The organism is Chromohalobacter beijerinckii (assembly GCF_023061185.1).
Lineage (GTDB): Bacteria > Pseudomonadota > Gammaproteobacteria > Pseudomonadales > Halomonadaceae > Chromohalobacter > Chromohalobacter beijerinckii.
The window spans coordinates 1-19,153 of record NZ_JAKGAK010000014.1; the positions used below are offsets into that span (position 1 = coordinate 1).

Annotated in this window: 19 protein-coding genes; 15 read left to right on the forward strand and 4 right to left on the reverse strand. The window is 59.5% G+C overall.

Annotation, left to right across the window (positions count from 1 at the left end):
- Nucleotides 1–153 precede the first annotated feature (153 nt).
- The 11 genes from L1075_RS11135 (at nt 154) to L1075_RS11190 (ending at nt 8,241) form a co-directional block, all read left to right on the forward strand.
- Nucleotides 154–489, forward strand: a complete 336-nt coding sequence (locus L1075_RS11135; RefSeq protein ID WP_246941849.1) for a type II toxin-antitoxin system PrlF family antitoxin — start codon at nt 154–156, stop codon at nt 487–489.
- A complete protein-coding gene (locus L1075_RS11140) occupies nt 486–980 on the forward strand; it encodes a type II toxin-antitoxin system YhaV family toxin (protein WP_246941851.1) in 495 nt (164 codons plus the stop codon). Before L1075_RS11135 ends, L1075_RS11140 begins: the two co-directional genes overlap by 4 nt.
- A 382-nt stretch (nt 981–1,362) precedes the next feature.
- Nucleotides 1,363–2,619 (forward strand): PilZ domain-containing protein, encoded by a 1,257-nt coding sequence (locus tag L1075_RS11145; RefSeq protein WP_246941852.1) that lies wholly within the window; start codon nt 1,363–1,365, stop codon nt 2,617–2,619.
- 44 nt (nt 2,620–2,663) lie between these two features.
- Complete coding sequence (locus L1075_RS11155; RefSeq protein ID WP_246941926.1) at nt 2,664–3,029, forward strand: hypothetical protein; 366 nt, start codon at nt 2,664–2,666, stop codon at nt 3,027–3,029.
- Nucleotides 3,030–3,255: 226 nt separating this feature from the next.
- Nucleotides 3,256–3,606 carry a hypothetical protein gene (locus L1075_RS11160; RefSeq protein ID WP_246894524.1) on the forward strand — a complete coding sequence of 117 codons (351 nt, stop codon included), beginning with the start codon at nt 3,256–3,258 and terminating at the stop codon, nt 3,604–3,606.
- A gap of 137 nt (nt 3,607–3,743) precedes the next feature.
- Nucleotides 3,744–4,319 (forward strand): hypothetical protein, encoded by a 576-nt coding sequence (locus tag L1075_RS11165; RefSeq protein ID WP_246941856.1) that lies wholly within the window; start codon nt 3,744–3,746, stop codon nt 4,317–4,319.
- Between the two features lie 272 nt (nt 4,320–4,591).
- Nucleotides 4,592–4,927 carry a hypothetical protein gene (locus L1075_RS11170; protein ID WP_246894522.1) on the forward strand — a complete coding sequence of 112 codons (336 nt, stop codon included), beginning with the start codon at nt 4,592–4,594 and terminating at the stop codon, nt 4,925–4,927.
- A gap of 109 nt (nt 4,928–5,036) precedes the next feature.
- Nucleotides 5,037–5,411, forward strand: coding sequence for a flagellar protein FlaG (locus L1075_RS11175; RefSeq protein ID WP_246941858.1), 375 nt, complete (start codon nt 5,037–5,039; stop codon nt 5,409–5,411).
- 230 nt (nt 5,412–5,641) lie between these two features.
- On the forward strand, nt 5,642–7,384 hold the full coding sequence (locus L1075_RS11180; protein WP_246941860.1) for a SulP family inorganic anion transporter: 1,743 nt from the start codon (nt 5,642–5,644) through the stop codon (nt 7,382–7,384).
- A 132-nt stretch (nt 7,385–7,516) separates the two neighbouring features.
- The gene (locus tag L1075_RS11185) at nt 7,517–7,801 is read left to right on the forward strand and encodes a type II toxin-antitoxin system HigB family toxin (protein ID WP_040241399.1); all 285 of its coding nucleotides are present in this window, start codon (nt 7,517–7,519) and stop codon (nt 7,799–7,801) included.
- 8 nt (nt 7,802–7,809) lie between these two features.
- Nucleotides 7,810–8,241: a helix-turn-helix domain-containing protein gene (locus L1075_RS11190; RefSeq protein ID WP_246894532.1), complete on the forward strand. Its 432-nt coding sequence runs from the start codon at nt 7,810–7,812 to the stop codon at nt 8,239–8,241.
- A gap of 23 nt (nt 8,242–8,264) precedes the next feature.
- On the opposite strand, the gene lhgO is transcribed toward L1075_RS11190, so the two are convergent.
- A complete protein-coding gene (lhgO, locus tag L1075_RS11195) occupies nt 8,265–9,461 on the reverse strand; it encodes an L-2-hydroxyglutarate oxidase (RefSeq protein WP_246941862.1) in 1,197 nt (398 codons plus the stop codon).
- A 128-nt stretch (nt 9,462–9,589) separates the two neighbouring features.
- On the reverse strand, nt 9,590–10,552 hold the full coding sequence (glaH, locus tag L1075_RS11200) for a glutarate dioxygenase GlaH (RefSeq protein WP_246941864.1): 963 nt from the start codon (nt 10,550–10,552) through the stop codon (nt 9,590–9,592).
- A 151-nt stretch (nt 10,553–10,703) separates the two neighbouring features.
- Between glaH and csiR the strand changes: the two genes are divergently transcribed.
- The 4 genes from csiR to glpK all read left to right on the forward strand — a co-directional run bounded on the left by csiR (nt 10,704) and on the right by glpK (nt 15,670).
- On the forward strand, nt 10,704–11,393 hold the full coding sequence (gene csiR / locus L1075_RS11205) for a DNA-binding transcriptional regulator CsiR (RefSeq protein ID WP_040241406.1): 690 nt from the start codon (nt 10,704–10,706) through the stop codon (nt 11,391–11,393).
- A 272-nt stretch (nt 11,394–11,665) separates the two neighbouring features.
- Complete coding sequence (gene glpD / locus L1075_RS11210) at nt 11,666–13,186, forward strand: glycerol-3-phosphate dehydrogenase (protein WP_246941865.1); 1,521 nt, start codon at nt 11,666–11,668, stop codon at nt 13,184–13,186.
- Nucleotides 13,187–13,382: 196 nt separating this feature from the next.
- On the forward strand, nt 13,383–14,111 hold the full coding sequence (locus L1075_RS11215; protein ID WP_246941867.1) for an MIP/aquaporin family protein: 729 nt from the start codon (nt 13,383–13,385) through the stop codon (nt 14,109–14,111).
- Between the two features lie 50 nt (nt 14,112–14,161).
- Nucleotides 14,162–15,670, forward strand: coding sequence for a glycerol kinase GlpK (glpK, locus tag L1075_RS11220; RefSeq protein WP_246941869.1), 1,509 nt, complete (start codon nt 14,162–14,164; stop codon nt 15,668–15,670).
- Nucleotides 15,671–15,692: 22 nt separating this feature from the next.
- On the opposite strand, the gene cydC is transcribed toward glpK, so the two are convergent.
- Together cydC and cydD are read right to left on the reverse strand one after the other, a co-directional pair.
- Nucleotides 15,693–17,423: a thiol reductant ABC exporter subunit CydC gene (gene cydC, locus L1075_RS11225; RefSeq protein WP_246941871.1), complete on the reverse strand. Its 1,731-nt coding sequence runs from the start codon at nt 17,421–17,423 to the stop codon at nt 15,693–15,695.
- 14 nt (nt 17,424–17,437) lie between these two features.
- Nucleotides 17,438–19,153 carry a thiol reductant ABC exporter subunit CydD gene (gene cydD, locus L1075_RS11230; protein WP_246941872.1) on the reverse strand — a complete coding sequence of 572 codons (1,716 nt, stop codon included), beginning with the start codon at nt 19,151–19,153 and terminating at the stop codon, nt 17,438–17,440.

Consider the following 19,153-nt stretch of genomic DNA (forward strand, 5'->3'; position numbering starts at 1 on the left):
GTATCAATATCTGACAGAATGAGATTAGATGGGTATTCCAACTCCATAGCTGCACAGGCAATAGCGCAGTTAGGCAAGGGAATGTTGACCATGCAATGCACTTGCATTACCTTCTCTATATGCCACTGCGTTGCCAACGAGCGGAGACCCATCATGAACACAGCCATTGAGGATGATTCCACCCTGACGGATCGCTACCAGACGACCGTGCCGGCATCGGTTCGACGTGCACTGAAGCTGAAGCGCCGCGACCGGATTCATTACACGGTCCGCCCCAATGGGGAAGTGGTGCTCTCCCGTGCCAGCGATGAGCCCAGCCAAGATCCTGTGATGGCTAGCTTCTTGGCATTCCTGGAACGCGACCTACAGGCGCATCCAGAAAATATTCGTCCTGTCACTGCTGGCACCTTTGCTGAGGCGAAACGCCTGACGACAGGCATCGAGGTAGACCTCGATGAGGCACTACCAGAAGACGATGACGACGCATGAGTCCTCTGGTGATCAACGGGTGGACGATCTACGCACATCCACTCTTCCTGGCGCAGGTCGAGGCGCTGACCGATAAGGTAAAGCGACTACAAGCGAAAGACCCGGTGGGATACCGCGCCAAACCCGCCACCAAACGTCTGGCAGCCATTGTTAAACTGGCCTTGAACGACATCCCACAGGATCCATCAGGCCCACAGTATCGACAGGGGAACACGCTCGGAACGGCTCATACCCATTGGCAACGGGCAAAATTCTACCAGCAGTACCGGCTATTCTTTCGTTACGACCTCGCCAGCAGAATACTCATCTATGCCTGGGTCAACGACGAATCCACCAAACGTGCCTATGGCAGCAAGTACGACGCTTATGCTGTCTTCAGCAAGATGCTCGAGAACGGTAACCCACCAGATAGCTGGGATGACTTGTGGGAAACTGCTAGCAGTGAGGGTGAACACATCAAAGCGCTGTTGGGCTCGAGCGCGTCACGATAAAGGGTGGCTAAAAACCATCGGGAACAAGCCCCCTCCCTCAAAAGCCATAACCGGCTATCAACGCCAATGAAGTTTGTCCGCTATCTGCAAAGCCACGGCTACCTTGGGTAGTAGACGTTCACGACGAGCCCGTGAGATGTATGGCCATGTGTCGTGCATCTCGCCGGTTTTGACACTCACTGAACATACGCAATCCGCCCCACTCCCTATCCCGCCTATCTATGATATAAGGGGCCATGGTTACCGTCGGTAACGTATCGGCCCATGCGGCTCGGCAGTGAAAGCTAGCTAGATTAAAGAAATTAAAAATTAAATAAATCTACTATAAAAGAATTGCAACCATCCCAAACAACGCCTTGGCTATGGACTCAAAGGTACGCATATGCTGTCTCACTACTCGGGCAATCACCTGGCGGGTGTGCTTCGCACCCTGATCGCCAAGGAGCACACCATCACGGTGTTTTCCAAGAAGACGACCAATCCGCTTCAAGGCGAAATTCTTAACCTGGATATGGACACCGGGGCTTTTGAGCTTAGCGTCACCTATGACAAGGCCGACATAGAGTCGTATATCTACCAAGGGTATTTGTCCTTCGATATCGAGATTCCCGCGCCATCCGACGAGGAGGTCACGGAGATCTACAATTTCGAAAAAATCAAGGCCCAGCCGCTCAAGAAAGAGACCGGTGCCTACGAGATCAAGTGCCAACTGGCAGATGCATTGTTCACGGAGGAAACGCGCGGGGCGGTACGCATCCCGCTGATTCTCGGCATGTCTGCGCGTGCCACGCTCGAGGTATTTCCCAATGAGTTGACCATCAAGGGGCGACTACGCAATATCTCGACCGGCGGCTGCATGCTCGATATCGACATAGAAGATAGTCTGCCACTTTACGTGAACCAAGTGCTGCCCAGCGTCACGCTGGAATTTCCCAATGGCGAGTATTTCTACGCCCGAGGGTGCATACGCCACATGCGCCCTTTCGGTAGCGAGGGGCATGCGGCCTTGGGCATTCAATTCGTCGAGGTGGAACGCGACATGGAGAATGCGCTATTCCATGTCGTTTCCGAGTCTGAACGTGAAGCCGCTTACCGGGCCGGCGTCGATGGCCGCAGTGTCAGCCAGTCAGCCGTTTACATCCCCCGGAAAAAGGAAGATAGCATTCTGAAACATGCCAGCCAGAAGTCGAACGAGTCGCCCAACACGCCGCCGATGGTCAAGGGCGTGCGCACCATCGCGCGTCAACTTCAGGCCGTTCTGATCTTCATCAAGAACTGGAATGCCTTTCCTGAAGAAACGCTTTACGACTGCACCGATTCGTTGCTTTATCTCGTCAGGCAGAATCGCAAGGAGTTTTTGTACGCGCTTTCCTTCCTGCGCGATCAGCCGGAGTGGGTACGACATGCCATCCAGGTCGCCGGCCTCCTGGCAGACATGGTCACGTCGCGTGATCCTCATTCACCCCACTTGCGCGAGGCCCTGGCAGGCACTCTGATGCATACCATGGGCAAACCGCTACTCATGAGCGACAAGCTGCCCTCGCTGAAGACCAACATGACTCCTCAACAAAAGGAAATATTGAGAGGCCATGTCGACAAGCTGCTCGAAAAGATCGCGGAACTGGGCTGGCAGCCCTAGCGAAGGGTGCTTGGATGTCATCCAAAACGCCAACGAGCTGCTCGATGGTAGCGGTTATCCTGCGGGCAAGACGGGGGATGAGCTCTCGGAGTTCGTCAAGCACACCGCTGGATGCATACCGCTGGGCACATGAGAATGGAGATAAGTATGAGCGCACGGTCATCATCGACTATATCCAACAATATGGCTTATATCCCATTGGCAGCCTGGCTAAGTTCTCCGGCGGATTTCTTGCATGGGTGATGGATATCGACAACAAGGGAATGCCCAACAAGGTGCATGTCGTCAAGAACCTGGCATTCATCGACGCCAGTATCGACACGCATTTATCATCCAATGATTTCAGTCAAATCGGCAAGTTGGAAGGCACCGCCAATCCCAACGACTATTCGATCAGCCATAAACCATGAGCGGCGGTGAGCATCACCGTTCAGAGGTCGATGGCCTGAAAAAAATGCTGACATAGCCTCAAGGCACAGCGGGGTGTGCCGATAACTGGAAGGTGGGTATCGTCATTCAAACTTTTTGAATGCCTCACTCGCTGCGTATGACGCTTGCTCAGCAAGCCTTGGGCCAGCTTAGCTGGCCTTTTTTCTCGTCGTTTGTTTATGGCCTTACCTCACTAAAGGCAACGTCATGTCTTCTCCCCATACCCAAATCACCGTTAATGAGCTGAATGACGAGATCGTGCCGCGCCTCGATCTGGTCGAGAAGTTGATCAATACGACCCTGGCGTCGCTCATCGAAACCACCGAATCCGTCGAGGAACGCGAACGGCGCGAGGATCAAAAACGCCGTTTCGAGCTGATGCTGCTGTCCATTCGCATGAATGTCGCCAGTGTATCGCGTCGTCATGCAACGGTGATCCGCGCCGCCCAGAACGGCGACCGCACTGGCGGTTCTCTCTTGCAGTTGGATGAGAACGAGGCGATTGCCCTGGATAATGCAAGGTCGTTGTACGATCAGGTCAAAGCGCATGCACGCTAGTCACGCTAGTAACGTCGCGGCGCATATTATGGCGGGCTCATATCGCGATGGTCGCTCGTACTTTAGGCGGGGGAGACTTGATTTTTTCTTGTAATGCGTTAAACCTGCTGAACTTCTTTGAACGTGGCTAGCACACCATGCGGACATTATTACGCAGTCAAATCTTTCTCATCGTGCTATGGGGCGTGGTCATGGCGACCCTGCCTTACACGACGTACAAGATATTGCTATTTCAGCGCCAGGCACCGTCACTACTCAGCGCCCACTTGCCCGCGTTGCTCTTTGCCAATATTGCCATGATCGTGCTGCTGGTCGGCCTATTGCTGCTAATCACCTCCGCTCATTCACAGTTGCGTCAAGGGCGTTCGCGGAGCCGGCATGAAGCACCATCATCACCGCGGCCTACCCCCAAACCCAAGGCGCGCTCCTCACGCTCGTCCAGTCCAAACACCGAGCCCCCCGCCGAGGCCGCTACCGCAACTGGCCTGCAATTAGTCGAGATCGGGGCGGAGAGCCCGCTACAGAGTCGTTTGCCCATCGGCGCAGTAGTGGAGTCGGTCAACGGTACGCCCGCGACATCGCTCGCCGCAGCGGAGTCAGTGCTCAAACCGGGGGTCAATGAACTCGACTGGCGGGATGATACCGGCAAGCGCAATATGGCGTATGTCATGGTTCGCGATGGCAAGCTACATGCTGAGTTTCGCCCTGTTTGATACTACGTCGTTAAAAACGTCGCTAAAAAAGCCGTTAAAGTCTGGCCTATCATGGCCGATAACTGCTAGGCAAGGACGTTACTGACTTTTATTACGCTAGCGAAAGCGAAGAAAAACAAAGCGAGGCACCCGATGACCCATATCGGCACATTCATCACCGAATCCGACACCAGTATTCACGAGAAGCTGAACCACGCCCTCGAAACGCTTCGCGCGACGCCTCTCTGCTCAAGGCGTCGGCGACGGAGCGTTCGCTCTCCTTCCGCTTGGCCATGTACCTGCAGCAAGCGTTTCCCGATTGGGATATCGATTGCGAATACAATCGCTGGACGGGCCCCTGCAAGCGCACCCGCCATATGACGAGCGTGACCAATACCGCCGATACCGACGCGCGTACCGCCTACCCCGACATCATCATTCATCATCGCGGAACCCACGAGAATCTCGCCGCCATCGAGGTGCAGAAAAGTACCAATAGCTTCGGTAAGCATCAGGACATCAAGAAGATCCAGGCTTACAAGCGCGATAGCAACTTTCGGCATGCCTTCTTCGTCGGCATCGGTGTCGGCGACGATGCCGGGCATACGAACATCGACATGATGACGTGATTTCGCGAGCCACTATGTCTTAAGTCTCAACCACCTGTCTTAAGCCTCAACCACCTGAGCGCTATGCCACGCTCAACAACAAAAGCGATAACAACGCAGGGGAACGCATATGTCGTCGAACATTCCTGAATTTCCCGTCAACAGCGGTCCCGCCACCGCCAACATCACACCCAACCCGCTGAGCGGTCGCCAGCGATTGGACATGGCCCTGGCCCATATCCAACCCAACAATGACGCGCAGGGAACCTCAGCGCCATCGGCCTTGACCATGAGCGAACTCGCCAAGCCCATCGATCGCATCAACGACGTAATGCGCGCCTATAACGTCCAGTTCGAGCTATCGGAATACGAGGGGCGGATCGTGACACGTATCGTCGACCGCGACAGCCAGGAACTGATCCGTCAGATTCCCAGCGAGGAAGTGCTGCGCATCGCCGAAACCCTGGAGCAACGCCAGGGCCGGCTGGTCGATTGGGAAGTGTGATTAAGAAGGCCGGCACCGAGAGGCATGCATAGCTTCGCCGGTGTCGCGCTTGCAGCTCGGCATCAGTAATACCCTTCTCCCCTACCCCACCAATAAACAAAGCCTTGAGTCAGCCCCCGCGCTTGCACACACAGCCCGCAAACCGCACCATTAGCGTCTAGTAGAAACACTTCTAGCGTTATATCTTTTCGCTCAGAAATCTGACTTCCTTGCATACCAACGAGACCCGGATGCTCAAGCGTTACTTTCCCATCGTCGAGTGGCTGCCAAGCTATGATCGCCACACGCTATCCCAGGATCTCTTCGCCGCCGTCATCGTTACTTTGATGGTCATCCCACAAGCGCTGGCCTATGCCTTTCTCGCCGGGTTGCCGGCGGTGACGGGCCTGTATGCCAGCATGCTGCCGTTGGTGGCGTATACGGTTTTCGGCACCAGCCGCACGCTGGCGGTGGGCCCCATGGCGATCGTCGCCCTGATGACGGCTGCAGCGTTATCGGGCATCGTCGCCACGGGGACCGTCGCCTACAGCGAGGCCGCCGCCACACTGGCGTTCCTTTCCGGCGTCATGCTGATGCTGATGGGCATCTTCCGGCTGGGCTTTTTCGCCAATTTCCTGAGCCATCCGGTCGTTTCCGGCCTGCTCAGCGCCTCGGGCGTGTTGATCGCCACCAGCCAGTTGGGCAATCTTCTGGGCATCACGATGTCCGGGTTCACACTGATCGAACAGCTCACCGGGCTGGTCGCGCATTGGCAGGATTTCAATGTACTCACGGCGTTGATCGGTCTCGGCTCGCTGGTGTTTCTGATGGTGATGCGCCGCGCCGGCCCCACGCTGCGCCGCCTGGGCATGACCGCCACGTTGAGTGGCTTCATCACCAAGGCGGGGCCGATCATTGCGGTGATGATCTCGACCCTGCTGGTATGGGCATTCGACCTGGAGGCGCACGGCGTCGCCGTGGTCGGCGAGATTCCGCGCCATCTACCGCCGCTCGCGCTGCCTTCGCTCGACCCGAGCCTGATCGGCACGCTGCTCATGCCGGCGTTTCTGATCAGCTTGGTGGGCTTTATCGAGTCGGTATCGCTGGCGCAGATGCTGGCCGCCAAGCGTCGCCAGCGCATCTCGCCCGACCAGGAACTGTTCGCGCTAGGCGGCAGCAACCTCGCCGCCGCCTTGAGCAGTAGCATGCCGGTGACGGGCAGCCTATCGCGCACGGTGATCAACTTCGATGCCGGCGCGCGTACACCGGCCGCAGGCAGCTTCGCCGCGCTGGGCGTGGCACTGGTGACGCTCTATCTCACGCCGCTGATTCACTTTCTGCCTATCGCCACGCTCGCCGCCAGCATCATCGTCTCGACCTTCACGCTGCTCGATGCGCGCGGTCTCAAGCGTACTTGGCGTTATTCGAAGCGCGATTTCGCCGCCATGCTGGCGACCATCGTGCTGACCTTCGTCAGCGGCGTCGAAGTCGGCGTGATGGCCGGCGTGGGGCTGTCACTGGCATTGTTCCTGTATCGCACCAGCCGCCCACATAGCGCCTTGGTAGGCCGCGTCCCCGGTACCGAGCATTTCCGCAACGTCGAGCGCCACACCACCGAGCACGACCCCACCGTGGCACTGCTGCGCGTCGACGAGAGCCTGTACTTCGCCAACGCGCGTTACTTGGAAGACACCGTTTACGCCATGGTCGCCGAACGCCCGGCGCTGAAGCATGTCGTGTTGATCAGTTCGGCCGTCAACTTGATCGACGCCTCGGCGCTGGAAAGCCTGGAAGCGATCAACGCTCGCCTCGACGATTCACAGGTCAAACTGCATCTCGCCGAGGTAAAAGGCCCGGTGATGGACCAGCTCAAGCAAAGCGATTTTCTCGACCATCTCACCGGCGAAGTCTTCCTCAGCACATATCACGCCTGGGAAGCGCTACACGACGAGAAAACCGCGGTGAGACCGTTGGGAGACGACGCTCCCCGCTAGGCCGCTTTCTAACGTTTTCGAGCAATAGCCAAGCCAGATAAGGAATGAGTGCACAAGCCATAGCGACGCATAGCAGCTTGCTATATATAGCAGTTTGCTATACTCTTGCCATCATACAGGGAGCATCATGCAGTGCATGTGATTACACAAAGGCGCATATGGGACGCCAAAAAGGCACATCCCAACACAGCTAATGCACTGGATGCATGGTATCGGCTAATCAAAGCGAACGATCCCAAAGACTTCGACGCCATGAAACGCTTGTTTCCCGCCACCGACAAAGTGGGAAAGTTCCATGTCTTTGACATAGGCGGCAACAAGTTACGCTTGATTGCGATCGTTCATTATCAAGCCAAGAAAGTATATATCCGCCATATTCTTACGCATGTGGAATACGATAAAGGCAAGTGGAAATAGGAGTGACCATGCAAACGCTCGTAGAACAGGCCACAAAGCATTGGGGCTATCTTGCTCCGCTTCTCAGCATGCCATCCGACGATGCCGCCTATGATGCACGCGTTGACGCGTTGGACGAACTTCTTGAGCTTATCGGCGACGATGAGTCACATCCTCTCGCAAGCTTGGCCAGCCGCCTGGGAGATGTCCTCGAAGCCTATGATGAAGAGCACCGCCCCATACCCGATGTGGCAGGCAGCGATGTGCTTCGTTACCTCATGCAGGAACATCAGATCTCGCAAAGCGGATTACCCGAAGTCGGCGCCCAGTCAGTGGTCTCAGCCATTCTCGCCGGGCGTCGCCAGCTGAATTGGCGCCAAATTTGTGGGCTGTCTGAACGCTTCGGCCTCTCGACCGATACGTTCAAGGAGCCAAACCCCACGCGCCGCGTTGCCGGTTGAGTATCTCCCGTCAAGGGAGGTACTTAGCCGTCCACCAGCGCCTTCACCTGGTCGACGATATGCGCACCGATGGGAATCGCCGAGGTGGCGGCGGGCGATGGCGCGTTGCAGACGTTGACACTGCGGCGCGTGTTGACGAACAGGAAGTCGTCGATCATCTTGCCGTCCTTGGCCACGGCTTGAGCGCGCACGCCTGCCGGGTACGGGCGCAGGTCGTCGCGGGTCAGGCGCGGACAGTACTTGCGCACTTCTTCCAGATAGCCGCCCTTGAAAAGCGAATTCTTCATTTCGTGAAGCCCCGGCTTGAGGTTGGCACGCAGCACCTTGCGAATGCCCGGATCGCCGGCCATGGCCGCCAGATCGCCGAACGACACGTCGCGCTTGCGATACCCCTCGCGCTTCAAGGCCAGTACGGCGTTCGGCCCCACGGTGACGCTGCCGTCGATCATGCGCGTGAGATGCACGCCGAGAAACGGCATCGACGGATCGGGAATCGGGTAGATCAGATGATTGACGATGCGATTGTGCTCGGGCGGCAATCGATAATATTCGCCCCGGAACGGGCAGATGCTGAACTCCGGCGTGACACCCAACATGCGCACCACGCGGTCGGCCATCAACCCCGAGCATGAGACCAGGTGCCGTGTTGTGAACGTGCCCTGATCGGTGGTGACCACAATCTCTTCGCTGCGTTCTTCGAGGGCCGTCACCGGCGCCGCGTAACGTATCTCGCCGCCGGCGTTCTGGAACACCTCAGCCATCTTAGCGGTGACCTGACGGTAGTCGACGATGCCACTGGCGGGTACGAAAATGCCGCCCTGCCCGGTGATGTTGGGCTCACGCTCGCGGAGTTGGTCGGCATCGAGCCATTCGCGCTCCAGGCCATTGGCGGCGGTGCGTTCCCACAGCGCCTGCATGCGCTGCATTTCCACCTCGTTAGTGGCGACTAGTAGCTTGCCGCAGCTCTCATAGGCGATGCCGTGAGTGTCGCAAAACGCCTTGGTGGCGCGATTGCCTTCCAGACAGAAACGCGCCTTGAGGCTCCCCGGCGTGTAATAGACGCCAGCATGGATTACCCCACTATTATGGCCGGTCTGGTGACGCGCCGGGCCGCTTTCCTTCTCGACGAGCAGTATGCGCTTGTCGGGATAGGCCTCGATCAGTTGCATGGCGGTGGACATCCCCAGGATGCCGCCGCCGATGATGATGAAATCGTACACCGCATTCTCGCTTGTCAGAGTCGAATCGTTATAGCCTGCGCAACGCCCCCTCGGCGTTCAAGACATCCCTCACTCATCTCGCACTCACTACCCTCAGGCGTACTTGACCACTCACAGGCGTTGGCCACTCAAGCGTTCTTGGGGTTGGCGAGCGTCTGCCGCTGTGTGAAGTAGCCGCGTTGGCGCATCAACTCGCGGCGGAGGTCGGGATGCGGCGTGAAGCGGTCGCGCCCGTGCAGCCAGAAGTGATTGTTGAGCAGCAGGAAGCTGCCGATGGGGACGGGTACTGAAAGCCGCGCCTCGCTACTTTCCAGCGACTCGGAAAGATCGCACAGCCAGTTGCCCTCCTCGAAATCGCGCGGCTGCACGAACTGGTCGATGTAGGACATCACCGGACGCCCCTCGGCATCGACATCGAACACGGAATGATAGACGTCCTTGCCGACGTTCTTGCTCGGCGGCGCCGCCCAGCGCATTTCGCGACACGCCATGGGATGCGCATGGAAACGCTCGAGACCCGCCCAATCATCGAGATGCAGCAACAGCGAATTGCCACCTTGCATGTGCTGCTCGTCGATTTTCATCATCAGCACGTAGTCGGTGTCCTGCTCGACGAAGGTGCCGTCGTTATGCAGTTCCATTACGCGATGCGGCTGACGCAGATAGCTGTCGGATTCATCGACGTTCTTGACCACGAAGCGTGCGTAATACTGACCGCTCATGGCATCGAAGTTGGAACGTCCGATGCAATGCGCCACCGCCGTGGCCACCTTCACCATGTCATCGGCTTGCGCCACTTCATCGAGCCCTTCCGGCGTTACCAGCAGGCCACCGGTGGCACGATCCACCAGGGTATCCGCCAGCCACGGCTTGAGCGTATTGGCGCACAGGTCATCGAGAATCTTGGCGACGCGAAAACGCAGCATCGACTTGTACTCAAGCGCCTGAATCGGCCATTCGGCGGTCGCATCGAGGAAGGCTCGCACGGTCGCCGCATCCAGGGTCAGCTGCAACAAGCGCGGCGATTGGGCGGAAGGCGCGGCGCTGAATCCCTGAGGAGCGCGGTCGGCAAGCGTATCGAGGACAGTCATGGGCGGTCTCCGTGTTGTTCTAGATGTCCTCTAAAAAATATCTATATTTTTATAAAACGTCAAAATTATTCCCATGCATCGACGCAAGAACGTTCCCCGCTTCCGGTGACGTCCGGTATCATGGTGCCCACATATCTGGTGGAACCGCCCCATGACCAGTGCCTTGCCGCGCCCTAACCTCGCCATCGGCGCGTATCGACATCTCAAACGCGACATCATCCGCGGCGTCTACGCGCCGGGCGAAAAGTTGCGCATGAGCGATCTGAAGACACGCTACGATCTTGGCGTGGGACCCATGCGCGAGGCCCTGTCGCAACTGGTCAGCGAGCGTCTGGTGACGGCGGTGAGCCAACGCGGCTATCGCGTCGCCGAGATGTCGATCAAGGAACTCGAGGATCTCTACGACGCACGCGCGCAGCTGGAAGGCTTGGTACTGGAACTGGCCATCGCCCGGGGCGGCGACGACTGGGAAGCACAGATCCTGGCTAAGGCGCATGCCTTGAGCAAGGTCGTGGAAGTGCATAGCGCCGACGACATGCTGGATATCTGGGACGCCCGTCACCAGGCCTTTCACGGCGCAATCGCGGCGGGCTGCGACTCGCCGCACTTGCTGCAGACACGAGCCTGGCTATTCGATCAAGCCGAACGCTATCGCCATCTATGGCTGTGCCAAACCGTGTTCTCGGCAGAGGCGCTTGACGCCAAGCGCCACGAGCATGCGGCGCTGACCGACGCTATCCTCGCCCGCGACGCAGCGACAGCCTGCACGATGATGCGCGAACATCTGATGACGCCGGTCCCGATTATCAAGGAGGTGTTACGCGAACAGGGGCTCGTATAAATCCTTGAGTCGACCACGGCCGGTCAGCGCACGGTCGTAGTGCGAATCTGGCAGCAATGTTCTTATCCGAATCTCGAATTTTCACATCGCTCCACTTTTTCACTGGCGAACCCTTCCCATGAGCTGGTTGTAGCTCTACCAGACGGCTTTTCGATCCATTTGGCCGACCTCAGCCATAGAACGAAATAGCTTCTACGACTTTTTGCCTAATTAAAAATGTTCGAATCCGCGCCACAATGATCTATCTCGAACACAGGTGAGCGGATCCGAACATGCGCAACGAAACCTACGATCTGATCGTCATCGGCGGCGGCATTAACGGTGCAGGCATCGCGCGTGATGCTGCAGGCCGTGGACTTTCGGTGCTCGTCATCGAGGCAGATGATCTCGCCAGCCACACATCATCGGCTTCGACCAAGCTGATCCACGGTGGCTTGCGTTATCTCGAGCAGTACGAATTCAAGCTCGTGGCCAAAGCTCTCTCCGAGCGCGAAATACTGCTCAAGGCTGCGCCACACATCATCTGGCCGATGCGGTTCATCTTGCCTCACCAGAAGCATCTACGGCCGGCCTGGATGATCCGAACCGGGCTTTTCATGTATGACCATCTCGGGGGCCGACAGACGCTAGCGGGCTCGCACGGCATCAAGTTCGCCGATCATCCGGCCGGGACACCACTCAAGCCCGAATTCACCAAGGGCTTCGTCTACTCGGACGCCTGGGTACAGGATGCCAGGCTGGTGGTGCTCAACTGCATGGATGCGGCCAGCCGTGGCGCCTGCATCATGACGCGCACGCGTGCCGAGGCTGCGGTACGCGGCAGCGACGGATGGACCGTCACCCTGCGTACCGCCGAAGGCGATACTTTCCAGGTCGCCGCTCGCGGACTGGTCAATGCGGCCGGGCCCTGGGCCGTGCGTTTTCTCGACGAAATCGCGTCGCTGGATCACACGTATTCGCTGCGCCTGATCAAGGGCAGTCATATCGTCGTCAACAAGCTGTTCGACCACGACTACTCCTATATCTTCCAGCAACCCGATGGCCGCATCGTGTTCGCCATTCCCTACGAGCGCGATTTCACGCTCATCGGGACGACCGACGTCGAGCATGAGGGCGCTCCCGGCAATATCGCCATCGAGGAAGACGAGATCGGCTATCTATGCGAGTCGGCCAATCGCTATTTCGAACAGCCCATCGGGCCCGACGATGTCGTCTGGAACTACTCCGGTGTACGCCCCCTCCTCGATGACCGTGAGGACAATGCCAGCGAGATTACCCGCGATTACCGCATCCAGCTCGATACCTCCGGCGGTGCGGTGCTGCTCAACGTCTTCGGCGGCAAGCTGACGACCTATCGGCGGCTGGCTGAAGACGCCGTCGATCAATTGGCACCTGAGCTCGGCAACCAGGAAAAAGCCTGGACCGACAAAGGCCATCCACTCCCCGGCGGCGAAGAAGCGAAACCACAGCACCTGTTCGAGTCGCTACAGGCCAGTCACCCCTTCATTCCACTGGGCATGGCCAATCGGATGGTCTTCAACTACGGCACACGGGTCATGAACATCGTCGGCGATGCAAAAAGTCTGGGCGACCTGGGTGAGCATTTTGGTGCCGACCTGTATGCCGCCGAGGTCGATTACCTGCGCGATCACGAATGGGCGCGCACGGCCGAGGACGTTCTCTGGCGGCGATCCAAGCTGGGGCTGCGTCTCGATGACAGCGAACAGCGCCGACTCGCCGACTATCTCGACCGTTCCTTAGCTGAGCCGACTAAAGCCGGTTCAGCTACTTAAAATGCATCTAAAGATTTAGCAACGAACCCAGCCGTCGTGAATAACGACACAACCCAACTGCCATCGATGCGGATGGCGCAACAAAGAGGAGGAATACCATGACTCGCCACCCCATTGCTCACATTCCCATCAACATGGCAGGACATGCGAATCCCGCCTCATCCGACCGTGACACTCATTACCGCAAGGCATATTTATGGGAATCGTAGAAACGATACTGGTCCACGAGATCGCTGGCACGGCGTTCCTGACACTACTGGGTTGCGGCGTGGTGGCCAACGTCCTGCTGAACAAGACGAACGGTAACGGCAGCGATGGCATCGTGATCTTCTTCGGCTGGGGGCTTGCCGTGTTCTGCGGTGTTTACGTCGCCTACGATACCGGTGCACATATCAATCCAGCAGTGACGCTCGGTTTACTCATTGGCCCAGCCAAAGAGTACGCCGACGGCATTCCGATCAATTTCGTCACCACCCTCACCTACTTTGTGGCCGAACTCACCGGTGGTTTTCTCGGGGCCGTGGTTTGCTATCTAGCCTACAAGAAACAGTACGATGACACCGACGACCGCGCACTGAAACTCGCCACGTTTTCCACGGCACCGACCATCCGATCCTATGGCTGGAACCTGATCAGCGAGATCATCGGCACCTTCGTGCTGATCTTCGTCATCATCATGTTCGGTCACACGCCGTCCGGCCTCGGGCCTTTGGCGGTCGCCCTATTGGTGGTCTCGATCGGGGCGTCGCTGGGCGGTCCCACCGGTTATGCCATCAATCCGGCGCGCGATCTCGGCCCGCGCATTGCCCACGCCATACTGCCAATCCAGAACAAGGGCTCTAACGACTGGCGCTATGCCTGGGTGCCAGTGGTCGGCCCTGTCATCGGCAGCACGTTGGCGGCGCTTGTTGCTTACATCTACTAACCCGTTCAGATTGACCGATTTTTTGTAACGAACACGAGGAGTGACTTGCCATGAGCAATGCAAAGAAATACATACTCGCAATCGACCAGGGTACGACCAGTTCCCGCTCAATGCTGTTCGATCATGACGGCCAGATCGCCGGCATCGCCCAGCGCGAGTTCGAACAGATCTTCCCGCAGCCGGGCTGGGTGGAGCACAACCCGCGCGATATCATGACCAGTGTGCTGACGACGCTTACCGAAGTGATCAATAACACGCAGGTCGATGTCTCGGAAATTGCCGGGATCGGCATCACCAACCAGCGTGAAACCACCGTCGTCTGGGACAAGCACACCGGCCAGCCGGTCTATAACGCCATCGTCTGGCAATCACGTCATTCGGCCGAGATCTGTGATGAGTTGCGTGAAGCCGGGCATGCGGAGATGGTCCGCGACAAGACCGGGCTGGTCATCGATGCGTATTTCTCGGGCACCAAACTCAAGTGGATCTTCGATAATGTCGAAGGCGTCAAGCAAAAAGCCGACAACGGCGACCTGCTGTTTGGCACCATCGACTCCTGGCTTGTATGGAACCTGACCGGCGGCAAGGTGCATGTCACCGACGTGACCAATGCGTCGCGCACCATGATGTTCAACATCCGAACTCGCCAATGGGACCCGGAACTCCTCGAGCTGTTCGGCGTACCCGAATCGATGCTGCCCGAGGTCAAATCCAGCAGTGAAGTCTATGGCAAGGTGCTGCCGAAATATTTCTTCGGCAATGAACTGCCGATCGCCGGCATGGCCGGTGACCAGCAAGCCGCCCTGTTCGGCCAGGCCTGCTTCAACCCCGGGATGGCCAAGAACACCTATGGCACCGGTTGCTTCACGCTGATGAACACCGGTCCGGAAGCCACGCCCTCTGAAAACGGGCTGCTCACGACCGTGGCCTGGGAGATAGACGGCCAGCTCGAATACGCCCTGGAAGGCAGTGTGTTCGTGGCCGGTTCGGTGATCCAGTGGCTGCGCGACGGCCTTCGCATGCTGGGCAAGTCTTCCGATTCAGAAGCCTATGCCGAGCGCGCCGGCGACAACGATGGCGTCTACCTCGTACCGGCTTTCACCGGTCTGGGCGCGCCCTACTGGGACTCTAACGTACGCGGCGCGATGTTCGGCCTGTCGCGTGGCACGAGTAAGGAGCATTTCATCCGTGCGGCGGTGGAATCCATGGCCTACCAGAGCGCGGACGTCCTCCACGCCATGCAGGCCGATGCCGGTCTCGAGCTTACCGAACTGCGTGCCGACGGTGGCGCCATCGCCAACGATTTTCTCGCTCAGTTTCAGGCCGACATCCTGGGCGTGGATGTTCTGCGTTGCGCGATCAATGAGACCACCGCACTGGGCGCAGCCTACCTGGCCGGCCTAGCACTCGGCTTCTGGGAATCGCGTGAACAGATTGCCAAACAATGGGCCATAGACCGCCGCTTCACACCCGCGATGAGCGTGGAAAAGCGCGACGAGCTCTATGCGGGTTGGAAGCATGCCGTCCACGCGACCATGGGCTTTCATGTCGCCTCATAAGACACCATTGCCGCGCTTATAGCTATAGCACTAACGCCCTATCGCAACGCGGTAGGGCGTCGCGGCGGTGGGCGAACATCAGCACAGTGCGCCCGTCTAGCCAGGTGTCGAGACGTTCGGCCACCATCGCTGCCGTTGCGGCATCCAGTCCCGCCAGCGGTTCGTCGAGCAATACCAGCGGTGCATCGCGGAGGATCACCCGGGCCAGCGCCACGCGGCGTGCCTGCCCGCCGGAAAGCTGACGCCCGGCTTCACCGACCCAGGTCTCGAGCCCATGCGGCAGCTCGCGTGCCCAGTCATCCAGATCGACGATCCATAGCGCCTGCCATAGAGCACTTTCGACGGCCGCTTCCTCAAGGTCATGGTCAACAGGCAGTCCCAGGTGCAGATTGTCACGCAGCGACGCATGAAAGAGCTCGGTGTGCTGGGTCAGATAGGCGAGCCGCGAACGCAATGCCTGCGACGCCAGGCTGCATAGATCCTTCCCTGCCAGCTGCACGCTGCCCGTATCGGGGTCGAATGCGCGGACGACGAGCTGGGCAAGGCTCGACTTGCCGCTGCCCGAAGGGCCCAGCACGGTAAGCCGCTCGCCGGCGGCTACATGCAGATTGACGTCTTCCAGCGCAGGCGTGGTGCCCATACCCGGATAACGTAGCGTCACCGCCTCGAAGGTGATCGAAGGCGACTCGGCGCTCGCCAGGGAGCCCTCAGCTTCGTCAGCTAGAGAACCCTCACCTTCATCACTCGCAGGCGCCGCCTCGGCATTGAGCCGCGCGGCAGCCGTGCGCGTGGCTCCCAATTGCACGAAGGCGCCCGGCAGCATGGCGAGTCCTTCATTCAGCGCCAGCACCGCCAGTGGCAACATGCTCGCCACCGGCGCCGAAAGCTTGCCCGCGGCGAATGCAAGCAGCGCCAAGCAGAGTATCGCCACGGCGGCGCCTTGCACGGTCAAGGTAACCAGCGCATTGCCCAGCGCGGTGCGGCGGCCCAGACGCCGCTGATCGTCAAGCAACGTCCGCTGCTCGCGTTCCACTCTCGCTCGGTGGGCACCGAGTACGCCGAAGGTGCGAAGCTCGGCCAGGCCCTGTAGATGCTCCAGGGCTCGGACGCGCAGGCGTTCCAGCGTCTCGACGCGTCGCGCACTGGGGCCGCGCCCCGCCACCGCCATGCCCAGCGTGACGATCACCCATAACGGCAGCATGATCGCCAGCAGCACGCCGCCGAGCGCTGGCATCGCCAGCGCCAGGATGCCGCTTACGACGAGAACCGCGAGCAGTCCCACCAACGGCGGCGCCAGCAAGCGCAGATAGAGATTATCGAGCGCGTCGATGTCGGCGGTCAGCCGGTTGAGCCATTCGCCGGCGCGGTAGCGCGCCAGTTCACGGCCCGACAACCGTGACAAGCCGGCAAAGGTGCGCCCGCGAATATCCGCCAGCAGGCGCAGCACGGTGTCGTGGTTATAAAGGCGCTCGGCGTAACGCGCAGCGGTGCGCCCCACGGCGAAGAAGCGAATGCCGCTACCCGGCGTGAAGACATCGATCGTCGCCGCGCCGCCCGCCGCGAGTGTCATCCCGGTCAGCGCGGTCGCGGTGATGAACCAGCCCGACAGCGTCAGCAGCCCGATTGCGAACAGCAGCGTCGCCAACATCAGCAACGCCCCGAACATCAAGCGTGCACGCCGCTCGCCCATCAGGCGCAACCAAGGGCCTAGCGCTTTTATCGTAGCCCCCTTCATGCTAGTAGACCCCTTCATGTTAGTGGGCTCCTTCATGACAAGGCCTCCGACGATGCCGGTACTTCGTGTGCATGCAACTGCCCCGCCTCGAGACGCAGCACGCGGTCGGCCATACCCATCACGGCGGGATGGTGTGTGGCGATGACCAGAGTGCGGCCTTGTGCGGCCAGTTGCGTCAGCCCCTCGATCACGCGTTGCTCGCTGTCGGGGTCGAGGCTGGCCGTGGGTTCGTCGAGCAGCACCAGGGGCGCATCACTGAGAAATACCCGGGCCAGCGCCAGGCGGCTGGCCTGCCCGCCGGAAAGCCCCAGACCGCGTTCCCCGAGGGACGTGTCGAGTCCTTCGGGCAAAGCGCTCAGCAAGTCACCGAGCTGTGCCGCGCTCAGCGCCTCGCGCAACCGGTCGTCATTGGCATCGGGCGCGACCAGGCGCAAATTCTCGGCCAGCGTGCCCTGCATCAAGAACGGACGTTGATCGAGCCAGGCCACGCGTGTCTCCGTACGCAACGCAACTTCGCCCGCCTCGGCATCGACGAAGCCGGCGAGCACCTGTAGCAACGTCGACTTGCCGGTGCCCGAGGGCCCGACCAGCGCCACCACCTCGCCATCGGCGATATCGAGATCGAGCGGCCCCAGCACCCGGCCGCGTCCGGCATGCGCCACACTGACATCGGTCAGGCGCGCCCGCAGTGGCAGCGTGTCGTCGAGCTCACTGTCTAGAGACTCCATTCGCGGACCCTGTGGTGGCGTCTGCGACAACAATGTGCGCAAGCCCTCGGCAGCCCCCAGAGCACTGGCGCGGTCATGATAATGCTGGGCCAGCAAGCGCAGCGGCTGGAAGAAGTCCGGTGCCATGAACAGCAAGAACAAACCGCTGAACAGTGTCAGTTGATCGGCGGGGCCGAACTGGATATAGCCCAGCAATCCAAAACCGATGTAGATGGCGATCACCGCAATCGACACCGAGGCGAAGAACTCCAGCACCGCCGAGGAGAGAAACGCCACGCGTAGCGTTTTCATGTTGCGCCGCCGGTAGTCGTCGGCCACCGCCGTGACCTCCTCGGTGGCCTGACGGGTGCGCCCAAACATCTGCAAGGTGGTCAGCCCGCGCACGCGGTCGAGGAAATGTCCTGCGAGACGCGTCATGGCCTGGAACTGCTGCTCGTTGAGGCGCTGGGCGCCCATGCCGATCAGCGCCATGAAAAGCGGAATCAGCGGCGCCGCAATCAGGAAGAACGACGCTGCCAGCCAGTCCAGCGAGAACGCCACGCCGAGAAAGATCAGCGGCAGCACCACCGCCAGCGTGGCCTGGGGCACGTAACGCGCGATATAGCCTTCCAGCGCTTCGACCTGATCGACCAGTTGCGCGGTACTCCCGGCGCTATGCCGCTCGGCGAGATGCACCGGCCCCAGCGCCGCGAGTTGATCGAGCACCTGAGCGCGCACGTCTGCCTTGACACGCAGTCCGGCTTCCATACCACTGGTCTCCTGCAGCCACTGCGCGAGCCCGCGCACGATCACCGCGCCAGCCAGCGCCACCGCATAGGGCCATAGCATCACCAAGGCCGTGTCGTGGACCACGACCGCGCTGATCAACCATGCCATCAGGCCCAGTTGCGCGAGTGTCGCGAGTCCGCCGATGACACCGGCGGCGATGGCGAGGCTCAGCCAGCCGCGCACCTCACGGGATTGCGCGGCCAGCCATTGGCGCGACGCGCGCGCCGAGGTTTGGGCTTGAGATCGAGACAC